Raw genomic sequence first — 15263 nt, 5'->3', positions numbered from 1 at the left:
GGCTGTGCACCCGGCCGTTGACGAGCAGAGTCACCGGGCTATTGAGACCATCGGTCACGTGCCCTGACGATGCAGGCCGCGAAACGGCCTGAGGAGGAAGGGGACCATCGGTCACGTGCCGTGACGATGCAGGCCGCGAAACGGCCTGAGGAGGAAGGGGACCATCGGTCACGTGCCGTGACGATGCAGGCCGTGAAACGGCCTGAGGAGGAAGGGGACCATCGGTCACGTGCCGTGACGATGCAGGCCGTGAAACGGCCTGAGGAGGAAGGGGACCATCAGCCACAGCCCAAAGCTACGTGCAAAGGCAACTGTGGTCGGCCCCGCCGGCTCAGCGCCCGTCGAAGCGCTGGGTTCGCACCGGTTCGACGTCCTTGACGTCGATGACCTCGCCGTCGATGTAGTCGCCCTGGCCGCGGACGTCATCCGGGTAAGGACCGGCCGGATAGGGATCGGCGCGGAAGGTGGTGGCGTAACTGATTCCGGGCACCCGGCGCCGCAGCGTGCGCACCGCCATGGCGCCCAGCCCGGGGCCGGCGGCCGACCGCACCGGCGGAATGAGCAGCAACAGGCCCAGCGCCGTGCTGACTAGCCCGGGCATGAGGACGAGCAGCGCGGCCAAACTGACCACCGCGCCGTCGCCGGCCGCGTCGCGTGAGCCGGCCGGCCCGGAGCGCAGTCTCCCGATTCGACGGATGAGGTGGGACCCTGCCATCGGAGCGACGATGCCCCACCCGAGCAGGAACGTCGCCAACAGCATCAGCAGGGTCCAACCCCATCCGATCGTCGACACCAGCGCGAAGATCACCGCCAGTTCGACGACGGCATAGACGAGCAACAGCCGCGACACCATGTCAGGCCAACGTCCGCGGACCGCGTTGGAGTTCCCGTGGTGCTCGTCCTCGCGATTGCAGTTAGATGACGCTATGACGACGATTCAGATCGATACCCCCGACGGACCGATCGATGCGTTATTGAGCACGCCGTCGGGACAGGGCCCGTGGCCGGGCGTGGTGGTGATCCACGATGCGTTCGGTTACGGCCGGGACAAGCAGTCGGCCAACGACCGCATCGCCCGGGCGGGATATCTGGCTCTCACCCCGAACATGTATGCCCGCGGTGGCCGGATCCGTTGCATCTCGCGGGTCATGAAGGAATTGCAGACGCAGCGCGGCCGGGCCCTCACCGACATCCTGGCCGCGCGCGATCACCTGAAAGCCATGCCGGAATGTTCCGGTCAGGTGGGCATCGCCGGTTTCTGCATGGGCGGCCAGTTCGCACTTGTCATGTCGCCCAAGGGTTTTGGTGCCGCCGCGCCCTTCTACAGCACTCCCCTGCCCCGCAACCTCGACAAGACGCTCGATGGGGCGTGCCCGATCGTGGCCAGCTTGGGCGGTCGTGACCCATTGGGACGGGGCGCGCCCGAGAAGCTGCGCAAGACGATCGCCGACAAGAACATCACCGCCGATGTGAAGGTCTACCCCGGCGCCGGGCACAGCTTCGCCAACGAACTTCCCGCCCAGGGTCTGCTTCGTATCACCGGCTTCGGCTACAACGAGGACGCCACCGAGGACGCCTGGCGCCGCGTGTTCGCGTTCTTCGGCGAACACCTGGCGGCCGGCGCGACGGCCTAGCGTTCACGCCACTTTCAGCTCGAGCCCCACATTGTTTTCCATGCCGCCGCGCAACTTGCTGAAGAAGTTGAACACCTTGCCCACGATGCCGTAGCGCTTGCCGATCGCGTCGTAGACCGCGGCGGTGTGCGACTTGTCGAGGATGACGGCGGTCCCCTCGACGGCCTCACTGGTGGGGCGGCCGTTCATCGTGCAGGTGGCCAGCGTGACACGCGGGGTGTTGCGGATGCGCTTGACCTTCCACGACTGTTCCTGGGTGATGACCAGGAGCCGGCCTTGATCGGCGGCGGCCCAGATCGGCGTCGGCTTGGGCCTGCCGTCCTTGGTGAACGTGGTCAACAGGATGTATTGCGCCTTGGCGAGATCGGCGAACGTCGGTGTCACGGTGCCAACCTACCGCTCGTGGCAATTCGACGTTGACATCCTTGCCGCCGACGACAACTTTCACCAGCACTGCGACCTCGGCCGTGCCGGCCTCCCCGAAGGGGTCGCCGCCATCACCGCCTACCGGATGGCGGATCGGATTGCATCTGACGGCTCCGCCGGCTCGTGCCCAGCGTGCTGCCAGCCGCACATTGAGTGCCGGGTGTGCGGGCCGCCGCACACCCGCGGGAGGGGTCAGCCCTCCAGGTCGCCCTCGGATTCCAACAGTGCCCGGCGCAGCCCGTCGAGGGTTTCCGGTTGCGGCTGCGCCCACATGCCGCGCCCGGCCGCCTCCAGCAGCCGTTCGGCCATGCCGTGTAGCGCCCAGGGATTCGACTCGGCCATGAACTTCCGGTTCTCCGGGTCCAAAACGTAACGCTCGGTGAGCTGTTCGTACATCCAGTCGGCCATCACCTGAGCCGTCGCGTCGTAGCCGAACAGGTAGTCCACGGTCGCCGCCATCTCGAACGCGCCCTTGTATCCGTGCCGGCGCATCGCCGCCATCCAGCGCGGATTGATCACCCGGGCCCGGAACACGCGCGTGGTCTCCTCCGACAGGGTGCGGATGCGGATCGCATCGGGGCGGGTGTTGTCGCCGATGTAGGCCGCGGGCGCTTGGCCGGTCAGCGCCCGCACGGTCGCCACCATGCCGCCGTGGTACTGGAAGTAATCGTCGGAGTCGGCGATGTCATGTTCACGGGTGTCGGTGTTCTTGGCGGCCACCGCGATACGCCGATATTGCCGGTTCATGTCGTCGACTGCCTCGCGGCCGTCCAGGTCGCGCCCGTAGGCGAACCCGCCCCACGCGGTGTAGACCGCGGCGAGGTCGGCGTCGTCACGCCAGTTGCGGCTGTCGATGAGCTGCAGCAGTCCGGCGCCGTAGGTTCCCGGCTTCGATCCGAAAATCCTTGTGGTCGAGCGGCGTTGATCGCCGTGCTGAGCCAGGTCGGCCTGGGCGTGGGCGCGCACGAAGTTGTCGTCGGCGGGTTCGTCGAGGCCGGCGACCAGCCGCACCGCGTCGTCGAGCATCGTCACCACGTGCGGGAAGGCGTCCCGGAAGAAGCCGGAGATCCGGACCGTCACGTCGATGCGGGGGCGCCCGAGCTCGGTCAGGGGAATCGGGGCGAGGTCGACGACACGGCGTGACGCGTCATCCCACACGGGCCGAACGCCCAGCAGCGCAAGCACTTCGGCGATGTCGTCGCCGGCCGTGCGCATCGCCGAGGTCCCCCACACCGACAGTCCCACCGATTGCGGCCACCGGCCGTGGTCGTCGCGGTAGCGGGCGAGCAGCGAATCCGCCAGCGCCACACCGGCTTCCCAGGCCAGCCGGGAGGGCACGGCTTTGGGGTCGACGGAGTAAAAGTTGCGCCCGGTGGGCAGCACGTTGACCAGGCCACGTAGCGGGGAGCCCGAGGGGCCGGCCGGGATGAATCGTCCGTCCAGGGCGCGCAGCACCTGCTCGATTTCGGCGGAGCTGCCGGCCAGCCGGGGCACCACTTCGGTGGCGGCGAACCGGAGGACCCGTGCCACCTCTGGGTTGTCGCTGAGCCGTTCGGCCGCATCGGGATCCCAGCCGGAGGCCTGCAGCGCCGCGACCAACTCCCGCGCCACCGTCTCGGTCGCGTCCACCCTGGTTCGTTCGTCGGTGCCGTCCTCGGCCAGACCCAACGCCTGGCGCAGGCCGGGAATGGCGTGCTCGCCGCCGAAGAGCTGACGGGCACGCAGGATCGCCAGCACGAGGTCCAGTTCGGGCTCCCCCGTGGGCTTTTGGCCCAGGATGTGCAGGCCGTCGCGGATCTGGACATCCTTGATCTCGCACAGCCAGCCGTCGACGTGCAACAGCATGTCGTCGAACGAGTCCTCGGCGGGACGTTCGGTGAGCCCGAGATCGTGGTCCATCTTCGCGGCCCGGATGAGGGTCCAGATCTGCTGGCGGATCGCGGGCAGCTTGCCGGGATCCAGCGCGGCGACGTTGGCGTGCTCGTCAAGCAGCTGTTCCAAACGGGCTATGTCGCCGTAGGTTTCGGCGCGCGCCATCGGCGGGATGAGGTGGTCGATGAGCACCGCGTGCGCGCGCCGCTTGGCCTGGGTGCCCTCGCCGGGGTCATTGACCAGGAAGGGGTAGATCAGCGGCAGGTTGCCCAGCGCGGCATCGGGCGCGCAGCCCGCCGACATGCCCAGGGTTTTGCCCGGCAGCCATTCCAGGTTGCCGTGTTTGCCCAGATGCACCACGGCGTGCGCCCCGAACCCGGTGTCCAGCCAGCGGTAGGCGGCCAGGTAGTGGTGGCTGGGCGGCAGGTCGGGATCGTGGTAGATGGCGACCGGGTTCTCGCCGAAGCCGCGGGGCGGCTGCACCATCAGCACCACGTTGTCCGATTGGATTGCGGCGATGACGATTTCACCGTCGGGATCGTTACTGCGGTCGACGAACAGCTCCCCCGGTGGCGGTCCCCAATGCTGGACGACGGCGTCGGTGAATTCGGCGGGCAGGGTCGCGAACCAGGCGCGGTAGTCCGTGGCGGACACGCGGATCGGGTTGCCGGCCAATTGGCCTTCGGTGAGCCAGTCGGGGTCTTGGCCGCCGCGTTCGATCAGCGCGTGAATCAGGGCGTCGCCGTCGTTCGCCTCGACGCCGGGCAGGTCACCGACGTGGTACCCGCGGTCGCGCATCGCCCGCAGCAGCGCGACGGCGCTCGCGGGCGTGTCCAGGCCCACCGCGTTGCCGATGCGGGCGTGCTTGGTGGGGTAGGCCGAGAACACCAGGGCGACCCGTTTGTGGGGCGGGGCGACGTGGCGCAGCTGCGCGTGCCGCACCGCCAGCCCGGCGACCCGGGCGCAGCGTTCCGCGTCCGCGACATAGGAGATCAGGCCGTCCTCGTCGATCTCTTTGAAGGAGAACGGGACCGTGATGATGCGGCCGTCGAACTCGGGTACGGCCACCTGACTGGCCACGTCGAGCGGGCTCAGGCCGTCGTCGTTTTCGCACCACTGGGCGCGCGGGCTGGTCAGGCACAGCCCCTGCAGGATCGGAATATCCAGCGCGGCAAGGTGTTCGACGTTCCAGCTGTCGTCATCGCCGCCCGCGGACGCGGTGGCCGGTTTGAGTCCCCCGGCGGCCAGGACGGTCACGACCATCGCGTCGGCGGCGCTGAGCCGTTGCAGCAGTTCGGGTTCGGCGGTGCGCAGCGATGCGCAGTAGACGGGCAGCGGCCGTGCGCCGGCGTCCTCGATGGCCCCACATAGCGATTCGACGTAGCCGGTGTTGCCGGCCAGGTGCTGAGCGCGGTAGTACAGCACGGCGATCGTCGGCCCATCGACATCCTTGGCATTCGGCCGCGCCAGCTCGCCCCACGTCGGCGTCACGACCGGCGGGGTGAACCCGAACCCGGTCATCAGCACGGTGTCCGAGAGGAAGGCGTGCAGCTGGCGCAGGTTGTCCACGCCGCCGTGGGCCAGGTAGATGTGCGCCTGGACCGCGATGCCGGCCGCCAGCGTGGACAAGCCGGTCAGCTCGGCGTCGGCGGCCTGCTCGCCGCTGACCAGCACCGTGGGCACGCCGCTGGCGATCACCGTGTCGATCCCGCCCTGCCAGGCCCGGTAGCCGCCGAGGATCCGGACCACCACGATGGCGACGCCGGCCAGCAGGTCGGGCAGGTCGTCCTCCGAGAGCCGCGAGGGGTTGGCCCACCGGTAGTTTTTCCCGCTGGAACGGGCGCTGATCAGGTCCGTGTCGGATGTCGACAGCAGCAGGATGGTCGGTTCAGCCACCCGTCATTCGTACCGCAGCGGCTTCGGACGGCCGAATCGGCACGTAGGGTCCCTCTATGAGCAGAGGATTCGTCGTCACTTTCGCGGTTGGGCTGATCGTCGCGTTGTTCGGGGTGATCTGGGCATTGCAAGGGTTCGGGGTGCTTGGCGGCAGCCCGATGAGCAACACCACCACCTGGTCCGTCATCGGGCCGATCACAGCGCTCGTCGGCATAGTGATCGCGGTGATCAGTTGGCGGAAGCTCTCGTCGAAATAGGTTGCTACGCCGGCACGACGGCGAAGTTCACCGTGTGCCAGCCGGTGGCGCCGTCGGGGACGGGATTGGCGCGCTCTTCGGTCTGGACGGCACCGGTGTTGTCGATGGCTCTCACGGTGATGGTTTCCCGCCCGGGGCTTTTCGCCTGCCACGGGAAGCGCCACAATCGCCATGTCTCATTGGAATAACTCGCGCCCAGTTCGGCCGGTTGCCAACCGCCGTCGCCAATGCGGACTTCGACCGCCCGCACGCCACGATTTTGTGCCCACGCAACGCCGCCGAACACCACCGGCCCCACCGGCACCGTCTGGCCGCCCCTGGGCACGTCGATGCGCGACTCCGTCTTGATGGGCGCTTGCGCCGCCCAGCCCTGCCGCGTCCAGTAGGCCTTGGCCCGATCGAACCGGGTCAGCTCCAAATCCACCACCCACTTGGTGGCCGAGACGTAGCCATAGAGTCCCGGCACCACCATGCGGGCCGGGTAGCCGTGCTCGGCCGGCAGCGGTTGACCGTTGAGGCCGACCGCCAGCAACGCGTCGCGGCCGTCCGTGACCGCCTGAACGGGGGTGCCGACGGTGAATCCCTCGATCGACGTTGAGAGCACCATGTCGGCATCGCGGTGTACACCGGCCGTCGCCAGCAGCTCCGCCAGCCGGTAGCCGGTCCAGATGCCCGTTGAAATGAGATCTCCACCAACGGGATTGGATACACATGTCAACGTGGTCACCGTCTCGACGATGTCGAAGCGGGCGAGGTCGTCGAAGCTCAAGGTGATCTCGCGGTCCACCATCCCATGGATCCGCAGGCGCCAGTCGCCGCGGCTGAGCTGGGGAACGCTGAGCGCGGTGTCAACCCGGTAGAAGTCAGCACTTGAAGTGATAAAGCTCGGCAACGCAACGCCTTTCGGCTGCACTTCGGCCGGTATCGGACGCGCCGGGGATCGTGGCCGGGGTAGGGCGAACGTCTTACGGTCGGCTTCCACCGAATGCGCCAGCCGGGTACCGAACGCCCCCGCTACCCCACTGACGACGCCCAGTCCGAGCAACCCGTACATGACCAGCCTGCGCCGGCTTGGATGTGCCACCTCCTGGTCGTCTGCGTCGTCGTCCGGCTCAGCCGAGAACCGCCGGGTGAGCACCCGCAGCACCCCTACGCCACACGCGGCACCGACGATGGTGGGGAGGGTGTCGAGCGCCGTCCCGCCTGGCCGCGACAGCACGGCGATGCAGCCGAGGACGCCCGCCGCGGCGATCACCACGCTGCCGAACGGGCGGCGCCGCGTCTCGAGGGTCCCGGCGATCGCCGCGATCGTCGCGATCACCACGAGCACGACGACGGCCAGGAAGGGTTTGTCCAGCGGGCCAAGCGTTTGGATGGCCCACTCTTTGAGGGGGCCCGGCGTCAGGTCGACGACCGCAGAACCCACGGCGGCGCGGGGTTCGGCTCGCGCACCGAACGGGATGCTGGCCAGTTGGATGACACCGAGCGCGACGGAGGCAGCGGCGACCCCGGCGATCATCCGGTCATTCGACGAAGCCGCGGCCACCGACGTCACTTTACTCGCGCTTCCGCACCACCCGGAAAACTCTTGCGGCACAGCGCTGGTGGCGTCGACGGGGGGCGTCTGAGCCTCGCGGACGGGTGATTCGCGTCGGTCAGTGACCGATCAGGGCCGCAATCCGCGTGGCGACCTCCCCGGCGACGCGCAGCGCCTCCTCGCTCGTGCCGGGCTCGTAGCGATCCGCCACCGGGTCGTAGTCGGCGCCGGCGATCGAACCATGGTCGGCGTCGAGCTCCACCAACTCGACCGGCCAGCCGACGCGGCGCAGGGCGGCGGCGAACTCCCGGCTGGCACTCACGGGGACGGCGTCGTCGGCCAGCCCGTGCAGCAGCGTGAACGGCGTGCCGGCGCGGCCATCCGATAGCGCCTCGGTCGGCGCCTGACCGGAGAGCGGATCGGGCACCATGAACGCGCCGGCCAGGCACACGGTGTGGACGAGGGTGACGTCGAACCGCGCCGCGTTGAGCGTCAGACCCGCCGCGGCGCAACCGCCCATGGACCACCCGACGAGCACGATGCCGTTGCCGGGGCCCGCGAAGTCGCGGGTGAAGTCGAGCGATCCCAACAGATCCGCCCGGCCGCCGTCGTCGGCATGGGAATTCCAGTCCGGCGCCACGACGGCCGCGCCGCGGTCGCTGAGCATGCCGGCCAGGGGTCCGAAGGCCGCGCGGGCATCGGTCTGCATGCCGTGCCACAGCAGGACGGTGGGACGTCGGGAGTCGCCGAAGACGTCGGCTAGGCGTCCGGGGGCGTATTCCACCGTGTCCACGGCCACGAGTGTGCCCCGGGGGCCGTGATCCCAAACGGCGAGCCGGGCGATGCCGTTGCGGTGGAGTTCGATTCGACGTCGCAAGGATCGGCCTGTTCTCGGTTCACGATTGCACACCTAGTCGATCCAGCAACTCGGCGCGATGCCGCTCGGTATGGGCACCGGGATGACCGGGTGTGCGGCGCGGCTCGTCGATCGTCACCGTGTGGATGATGCGCCCGTCCTCGAGCACCAGCACGCGGTCGGCCAACGCCACCGCCTCGTCGACGTCATGGGTGATCAGCAACACCCCGAACCCGTGCCGGCGCCACAGATCCAGCAGCAAGGCGTGCATCGTCAACCGGGTCAACGCGTCCAGCGCCCCGAACGGCTCGTCGAGCAGCAGCAGCCGCGGCTCGGCGACCAACGCCCGCGCGAGCGAAACCCGTTGCGCCTGCCCGCCGGACAGGGTCAACGGCCAGGACCCGGCGTGGTCGGTCAGCCCGACGTCGGCCAGCGCACGCTCGGCGCGCTGTCGCACCTGCGGCCGCGGGAGGCGGCTGCGGGTGAGGCCGTAGCCGACGTTGGTGCGCACGTCGCGCCACGGAAAGAGCCGCGGCTCCTGGAAGGCCAGGGCCAGGGCGCCGGCCACCACGCGCTCGCCGCTGTGGTCACGCGAGAGCCCGGCCAGCACCCGCAGCACCGTCGACTTGCCGGAGCCGCTGCGCCCGACCAGCGCGACGATCTCGCCGCCGCGCACCCGCACCGAAACGTCTTTGAGGACATGGCGGTTCCCGTACCACTTGTCGACGTGGCGCAGCTCCCCCGCGACCTCGGTCCGCACCCGCGGGTGGGCGTCGGATTCTGCGATGACTGTCAACCGTGAACCTTTCAGTGTCGATAGCGCAGGGCGCGGCGCTCGATGAGGCGGACGATCGCGTCGGTGACGATGCCCAGCAGCGCATAGATGGTCAGTCCGAAGATGATGATGTCGATCCGCAGAAAATCTCGGGCGTTGTTGATCAGGAAGCCAATTCCCTTGTCGGCGTTGATCTGCTCGGCGACGATCAAGGTCAGCCACGCGATCGCCAGCGACTGCCGAAAGCCGACGAGCACTTGCGGCGCCGTGCTGGGGACGAGAATGCGGGTGAACCGCTGCGCGAACGAAAAGCCCAGCACCTGAGCGGTTTCCACCATTTTGGGATCGACCTGGCGGATCGCCGAGAAGGTGTTCAGGTAGAGCGGGAAGACCACCCCCAGCGCCACCAGCAGGACCTTGGGCAGCTCGCCGATCCCGAACCACAGGATGAACAGCGGGATCAGGCCCAGGTGCGGCAGCGCGCGGATCATCTGCATGGGCGGATCCACGGTGGCCTCGAGCCAACGGGACAGCCCGACCGCCGCGCCCGCGCCGACGCCGATCACCCCACCCAGGACCAGCCCCTCGACAACCCGGACGGAGGAGACCTGCAGCGCGGCGGCGAGCTGGCCGTCACGGATCAACTCGACTCCGGCCTCGACGATCAGCGACGGCGCGGGCAGCACATCTTGCGGGATGACACCGACCGCGCTGCCCAGCTGCCACAGGGCCAGCAACGCCAGCGGGGAAGCGATGCGCACGATTTCCCATTTGCGGCGCGCCCATAACCCGCCAGGTGCGCCGGTTTGGGCGCTCGCGGGCTGTTTCGGCGCAGCGTCGAGCGCGGTGGCAATGCTCACCGTGCCGACGGTAGGGCGCGACCGTTGCCGTGGATAAGGGTTTACGTCTGCCTGAAGCCAATGTCGACCGCCGTGTTCAGCCGGTGGCCGTACCGTGGACGGGTGGCCAGGACGCGTGACACCGACGCTTGCCCGGGTGCGCTGCAGGTGCACCAGGCCGCCGACGGCGCTTTGGCCCGGGTGCGGTTACCCGGGGGCATGCTTACGGCCGCGCAGCTGGCGGCGTTGAGCGCCGCCGCCACGCAGTCAGGGTCGGGAACGCTCGAACTCACCGCGCGGGGCAACGTGCAGTTGCGCGGGCTGACCGACGTCACCGCGGTGGCCGAGACGCTGGCGGCCGCAGGCCTGTTGCCGTCGACGACGCATGAGCGCGTCCGCAACATCGTCGCGTCGCCGCTGTCGGGGCGGGCCGGGGGCGACGTCGACGTGCGCGGCTGGGTCGGCGACCTGGACGCCGCGATCTGCGCGGCGCCACGCCTCGCGGACCTGGGCGGCCGGATCTGGTTCAGCCTCGACGACGGGCGGGCCGACGTGTCCGGTCTGCGCGCCGACATCGGCGTGCACGCGTCGCCCGACGGTTGCGCGCTGCTGCTCGCCGGACGTGACACCGGCGTGCGGCTGGCCGCTAGCGAGGTGGTGGAGACGCTCGTCGCTCTCGCGACGCGCTTCGTCGAGATCCGCGAAACCGCCTGGCGCGTCCAGGAATTGGATGACCTCCGTCGGCTAGTACCCGACGCCGAGCCGGGTGGGACACCTTTTCCCGTCGTCACCAAGGCGCCGGTGGGCTGGATTGGTCAGGATGACGGTCGGGTGACGCTGGGGGCCGCCGTGCCGCTGGGTGTCCTGCCCGCGCGGGTCGCGGAGTACCTGGCCGCGATCGAGGCGCCGCTGGTGATCACCCCGTGGCGCTCGGTGCTGGTGTGCGATCTGCAGGAATCCGTCGCCGACACCGCGCTGCGCGTGCTGGCCCCGTTGGGGCTGGTGTTCGACGAGAACTCCCCCTGGCTGACCGTGAGCGCCTGCACGGGCAGCCCCGGGTGTGCGCACTCGGCCGCCGACGTGCGGGCCGACGCCGCCCAGGCGTTGGACGCCGACGTCGCGCAGCACCGGCACTTCGTGGGCTGCGAGCGCGCCTGCGGCAGCCCGCCGGCCGGTCAGGTGCTGGTCGCCACCGGCGACGGATACCGGATGCTGCGAACCTGACAAGCCTTAGGGTGAGCGGGTGCTCGACTACATCCGCGATGCCGCGGAGATCTATCGCCAGTCGTTCGCGACCATTCGCGCCGAGGCCGACCTGGCCCGATTCCCCGCCGACGTGGCCCGCGTCGTCGTCCGGTTGATCCACACGTGTGGCCAGGTCGACGTCGCCGAGCACGTCGCGTTCACCGACGACGTCGTCGAGCGCGTCGGCGCGGCCCTGCGCGGCGGCGCCCCGGTGTTGTGCGACTCGTCGATGGTGGCCGCGGGGATCACCACCGCACGGCTGCCCGCCGGCAACGAGGTCGTGTCGCTGGTGGCCGACCCGCGGGCGGCCGAGCTGGCCGCGCGCCGGCAGACCACCCGTTCGGCGGCCGGGGTCGAGCTGTGGGCCGACCGGCTCGACGGCGCCGTGCTGGGCATCGGCAACGCACCGACGGCCCTGTTCCGACTGCTCGAGCTGATCGACGAGGGGCTTGCGCCGCCGGCCGGGGTGTTGGGTGGGCCGGTGGGATTCGTCGGGTCGGCGCAGTCCAAGCAGGAGCTCGTCGACCGTCCGCGCGGAATGTCGTATCTGGTGGTGCAGGGCCGCCGGGGCGGCAGCGCCATGGCCGCCGCGGCCGTCAACGCGATCGCGAGCGACGCCGAATGACCGCCCGGGGGACGCTGTGGGGCGTCGGGCTGGGGCCTGGCGACCCGGAACTGGTGACCGTCAAGGCCGCGCGGGTGATCGGCGAGGCCGACGTGGTCGCCTATCACAGCGCCCGGCACGGCCGCAGCATCGCGCGCGGCATCGCCGAACGGTATCTGCGGCCCGGCCAGATCGAGGAGCACCTGGTCTACCCGGTGACGACCGAGGTGACCGACCATCCGGGCGGCTATGCCGGCGCGCTCGAGGACTTCTACGCCGAGGCCACCGAACGCATCGCCACGCACCTGGACGCCGGGCGCAACGTGGCCCTGCTGGCCGAGGGCGACCCGCTGTTCTACAGCTCCTACATGCATCTGCACACGCGGCTGACCGAGCGATTCGACGCGGTCATCGTTCCGGGCGTGACGTCGGTGAGCGCCGCGTCGGCGGCCATCGCCACGCCGCTGGTGGCCGGCGACGAGGTGCTGTCGGTGCTGCCGGGCACGTTGCCGGTCGCCGAACTGACCCGCCGGCTCGCCGACGCCGACGCCGCCGTGGTCCTCAAGTTGGGGCGCTCGTATCACGCTGTGCGGGAAGCGCTTTCGGCGTCAGGACAGCTCGACGACACGTTCTACGTCGAACGCGCCAGCAGCGCCGGTCAGCGCATCCTGCCCGCCGCGGAGGTCGACGAGACCAGCGTGCCGTACTTCTCGCTGGCCATGCTGCCGGGCGGCCGCCGGCTGCATCGGCGCTCCCCCGAGGGGCAGGCGGCGGGCAGTGTCGCGGTGGTGGGCCTGGGCCCCGGCGACGTGGACTGGATGACGCCGCAGAGCCGGCGGGAGCTGGCCACCGCGACCGACCTGATCGGCTACGGCGGTTACCTGGATCGCGTCCCGGTGCACGAGGGCCAGCAGCGGCACCCCAGCGACAATCGTGACGAGCCCGAGCGCGCGCGGCTGGCCTGCGCGCTGGCCGAGCAGGGCCGGGCCGTGGCGGTGGTGTCGTCGGGCGACCCGGGTGTCTTCGCGATGGCGACCGCGGTGCTGGAAGAGGCCAAACAATGGCCGGGCGTGCAGATCCGGGTGATCCCGGCGATGACCGCGGCCCAGGCGGTGGCCAGCCGGGTCGGCGCGCCCCTGGGCCACGACTACGCGGTGATCTCGCTGTCCGATCGGCTCAAGCCGTGGGAGGTGATCTCCGCGCGGCTTGAGGCCGCCGCGGCCGCCGACCTGGTGCTGGCGATCTACAACCCGGCGTCGAAGACGAGGACCTGGCAGGTCGGGGCGATGCGTGACATTCTGCTGGCCCACCGCGAGCCGGGCACGCCGGTCGTGATCGGCCGCAACGTGTCGGGCGACGACGAAGACGTCCGCGTCGTCCGGCTGGCCGATCTCAACCCGGCCGAGATCGACATGCGCTGCCTGCTGATCGTCGGGTCATCGCAAACGCAGTGGTACTCAGCCGATTCCACCGAGGACCGGGTCTTCACTCCCCGGCGCTATCAGCCGTAGGGCTCAGGGCTCAGTCTGATTGCCCTACTCCTCCGCACCCCGCTACGCCGGCTGCATCGTCGTAGGGCTAGTCGCGGTCCCAGGTGCTCGGCATCATCGGCACGCTGGGGCCGTCGCTGAACCCGTCGCGGGTCAGCGTCGCCAATCCGGCGGCCCGGGCCGCGTCGGATTTGGCTGCGGCACCGGCGAATCCGAGCGGCCCCGCACTGTCCTCGGAGGGCCGTGCGACGTCCGGATCCTCGGCATCAACGCCCGGATCCAAATCCTGGTCTAGGTCCATGAATTCGTAGCGGTAGGCGCGCTCGGTGGCGGTTCCGCCGCGGCGCCGACGGGCCCGGGCCTTCTTCTTGGCCGCGGCGGCCGCGGCCGCGCCGGCGGGCGCGTCGACGTCGTCCGAGGACGGTTCCTCCGACTTGCGCCGTGACCGGCTGCTCGCGCTGCCGCGCGCCGACAGTCCCGACAGCCCCACCGCATACAGGGCGTTGGAGAGGCCCGCGCCGATTCCGTCGGTCGCCGTCGGACCGAAACCCACCCCGGGTCCGCCGCCGACCGGTCCGCCGCCGGCCGACCCGGCGACCGTCGTCGCGGGGGTGGTGGACGGTGCCGACACGTGGCTGACACTGGCGGGCGCGGTGGCAATCGTCGGCGCCGGAGCAACCACCGGTGCGGGCGCCGCCGCGACGGCCGGCAGGGGCGGGGCAGACGCGAGCGGGATCCCGACGCTGATCGCGGTGACCGCCGCAGCCGCCCCACCGGCCGCGGCCGCGCCGATGGCGGCAACGACGACCGGCGCCAGCACCACGGCCATCTGGATCGCCAGCTGGATGAACGGCCAGAAGATCATCAAGGTGTGGAAGATGGCCCAGCCCAGCGCCGTCGACAGGGCCGGGGACAGTCCCAGCTGCCCGAAGAACGAGGCGAGACTGTTGACCCACGGCACCGGCGGGAACGGCCACCCACCGGGGTTGAGGTCCTTGGACACCGGCCACGCGAAATTCTGCGTGTACTGCTGCAGCCACTTGGTCAGCTGGTCCATCCACGACGGGTACTGCGTCGTCGTGGTGGCCTGCTGCTGGGCGCTCGAGGTGTCGGCGTTGTTAAGGTTGGAGCCGGAATCCGTCGCCGGCGCCACGGCGGCCGCTTGCATCGACGCGGCGCCGGCGGTCCCCGCCTCGGCGCCCGGGACGACGATCGGCGGCGCGGGGGTGGTCGGCGGGACCGCGGCCAGGGCGGATTCGCTGACGGCCTGGTAGGTGGTCATCGTCGTCGCGGCCTGCACCCACATGCGCGCGTAATCAGCTTCGTTGACGGCGATCGGGATGGTGTTGATGCCGAAGAAGTTCGTGGCGACCAGCGCCCCGTGCACCGCGTGGTTTGCCGCGAGTTCGCCCATCGTGGGCATGGCGGCTAACGCGGCGGTGTAGGCGGTGGCCGCGGTCTCGTGCAGGCTGGCCGCGGTTGCGCTCTTGGCCGCGCTCTCCACCAGCCAGGCCTGGTAGGGGACGTGCGCGGCCACGTACTGGTCGGCACTGGGCCCGTCCCACGCGCCGGCCTGCACGGCGCCGAGCAACCCGCTGAGCTCGGCCGCGGCGGTGGCGTAGTCGGTGCTCATCGACGACCATGCCGTCGCCGCGGCCAGCAGCGGGGCGGGGCCGGGACCGCTGCTGAGCAAGGTCGAGTGCACTTCGGGCGGAAACGCGGCAAAGATCGGGGCGGTCATCGTCTAGGGCCTTCAGGCAAGAACACGAATACCTCTTCGGAATCTCGTGGATGGGCTGCGATGCGTACGACCAGAGGTCGGTTGCGGCGGC

The 15263-nt window shown here is 70.1% G+C and carries 13 protein-coding genes; 5 read left to right on the top strand and 8 right to left on the bottom strand.

Annotated features, from left to right (window positions below; genetic code table 11):
• Positions 1-331 precede the first annotated feature (331 nt).
• Entirely contained in the window at positions 332-853 is a 522-nt protein-coding gene (locus tag OCQ_RS11270; protein ID WP_008256375.1) for an FxsA family protein, read from the bottom strand.
• 73 nt (positions 854-926) lie between these two features.
• Between OCQ_RS11270 and OCQ_RS11265 the strand changes: the two genes are divergently transcribed.
• Positions 927-1634 (top strand): dienelactone hydrolase family protein, encoded by a 708-nt coding sequence (locus OCQ_RS11265; RefSeq protein WP_008256373.1) that lies wholly within the window; start codon positions 927-929, stop codon positions 1632-1634.
• A 3-nt stretch (positions 1635-1637) separates the two neighbouring features.
• On the opposite strand, the gene OCQ_RS11260 is transcribed toward OCQ_RS11265, so the two are convergent.
• Together OCQ_RS11260 and cobN are read right to left on the bottom strand one after the other, a co-directional pair.
• The gene (locus tag OCQ_RS11260; protein WP_008256371.1) at positions 1638-2018 is read right to left on the bottom strand and encodes a PPOX class F420-dependent oxidoreductase; all 381 of its coding nucleotides are present in this window, start codon (positions 2016-2018) and stop codon (positions 1638-1640) included.
• Positions 2019-2252: 234 nt separating this feature from the next.
• Positions 2253-5828 carry a cobaltochelatase subunit CobN gene (gene cobN, locus OCQ_RS11255; protein ID WP_014384622.1) on the bottom strand — a complete coding sequence of 1192 codons (3576 nt, stop codon included), beginning with the start codon at positions 5826-5828 and terminating at the stop codon, positions 2253-2255.
• 56 nt (positions 5829-5884) lie between these two features.
• Between cobN and OCQ_RS11250 the strand changes: the two genes are divergently transcribed.
• The gene (locus OCQ_RS11250; protein ID WP_014941854.1) at positions 5885-6085 is read left to right on the top strand and encodes a hypothetical protein; all 201 of its coding nucleotides are present in this window, start codon (positions 5885-5887) and stop codon (positions 6083-6085) included.
• Between the two features lie 4 nt (positions 6086-6089).
• Here the strand turns inward: OCQ_RS11250 and OCQ_RS11245 are convergent, their stop codons facing one another.
• From OCQ_RS11245 to OCQ_RS11230, 4 genes are all read right to left on the bottom strand, one after another.
• Complete coding sequence (locus OCQ_RS11245) at positions 6090-7640, bottom strand: molybdopterin-dependent oxidoreductase (RefSeq protein WP_014384620.1); 1551 nt, start codon at positions 7638-7640, stop codon at positions 6090-6092.
• A 100-nt stretch (positions 7641-7740) separates the two neighbouring features.
• Positions 7741-8415, bottom strand: a complete 675-nt coding sequence (locus tag OCQ_RS11240; protein ID WP_041785582.1) for an alpha/beta hydrolase family protein — start codon at positions 8413-8415, stop codon at positions 7741-7743.
• Between the two features lie 103 nt (positions 8416-8518).
• Positions 8519-9274, bottom strand: a complete 756-nt coding sequence (locus OCQ_RS11235) for an ABC transporter ATP-binding protein (protein ID WP_041784969.1) — start codon at positions 9272-9274, stop codon at positions 8519-8521.
• Between the two features lie 11 nt (positions 9275-9285).
• Complete coding sequence (locus tag OCQ_RS11230; RefSeq protein WP_014384617.1) at positions 9286-10113, bottom strand: ABC transporter permease; 828 nt, start codon at positions 10111-10113, stop codon at positions 9286-9288.
• A 102-nt stretch (positions 10114-10215) separates the two neighbouring features.
• Between OCQ_RS11230 and cobG the strand changes: the two genes are divergently transcribed.
• The 3 genes from cobG to OCQ_RS11215 are packed head-to-tail and all read left to right on the top strand — an operon-like array spanning position 10216 to position 13452.
• Positions 10216-11316, top strand: a complete 1101-nt coding sequence (gene cobG, locus OCQ_RS11225; protein WP_014384616.1) for a precorrin-3B synthase — start codon at positions 10216-10218, stop codon at positions 11314-11316.
• A 19-nt stretch (positions 11317-11335) separates the two neighbouring features.
• On the top strand, positions 11336-11962 hold the full coding sequence (locus OCQ_RS11220; RefSeq protein WP_014384615.1) for a precorrin-8X methylmutase: 627 nt from the start codon (positions 11336-11338) through the stop codon (positions 11960-11962).
• Positions 11959-13452 carry a precorrin-2 C(20)-methyltransferase gene (locus OCQ_RS11215; RefSeq protein WP_014384614.1) on the top strand — a complete coding sequence of 498 codons (1494 nt, stop codon included), beginning with the start codon at positions 11959-11961 and terminating at the stop codon, positions 13450-13452. The genes OCQ_RS11220 and OCQ_RS11215 overlap by 4 nt, the downstream gene beginning before the upstream one ends.
• Positions 13453-13519: 67 nt before the next feature.
• On the opposite strand, the gene OCQ_RS11210 is transcribed toward OCQ_RS11215, so the two are convergent.
• Complete coding sequence (locus OCQ_RS11210; protein WP_014384613.1) at positions 13520-15172, bottom strand: PPE domain-containing protein; 1653 nt, start codon at positions 15170-15172, stop codon at positions 13520-13522.
• Positions 15173-15263 lie beyond the last annotated feature (91 nt).

This window comes from Mycobacterium paraintracellulare, assembly GCF_000276825.1.
GTDB classification, from domain to species: domain Bacteria; phylum Actinomycetota; class Actinomycetes; order Mycobacteriales; family Mycobacteriaceae; genus Mycobacterium; species Mycobacterium intracellulare.
This window is presented reverse-complemented; position numbering and strand designations above follow the sequence as displayed.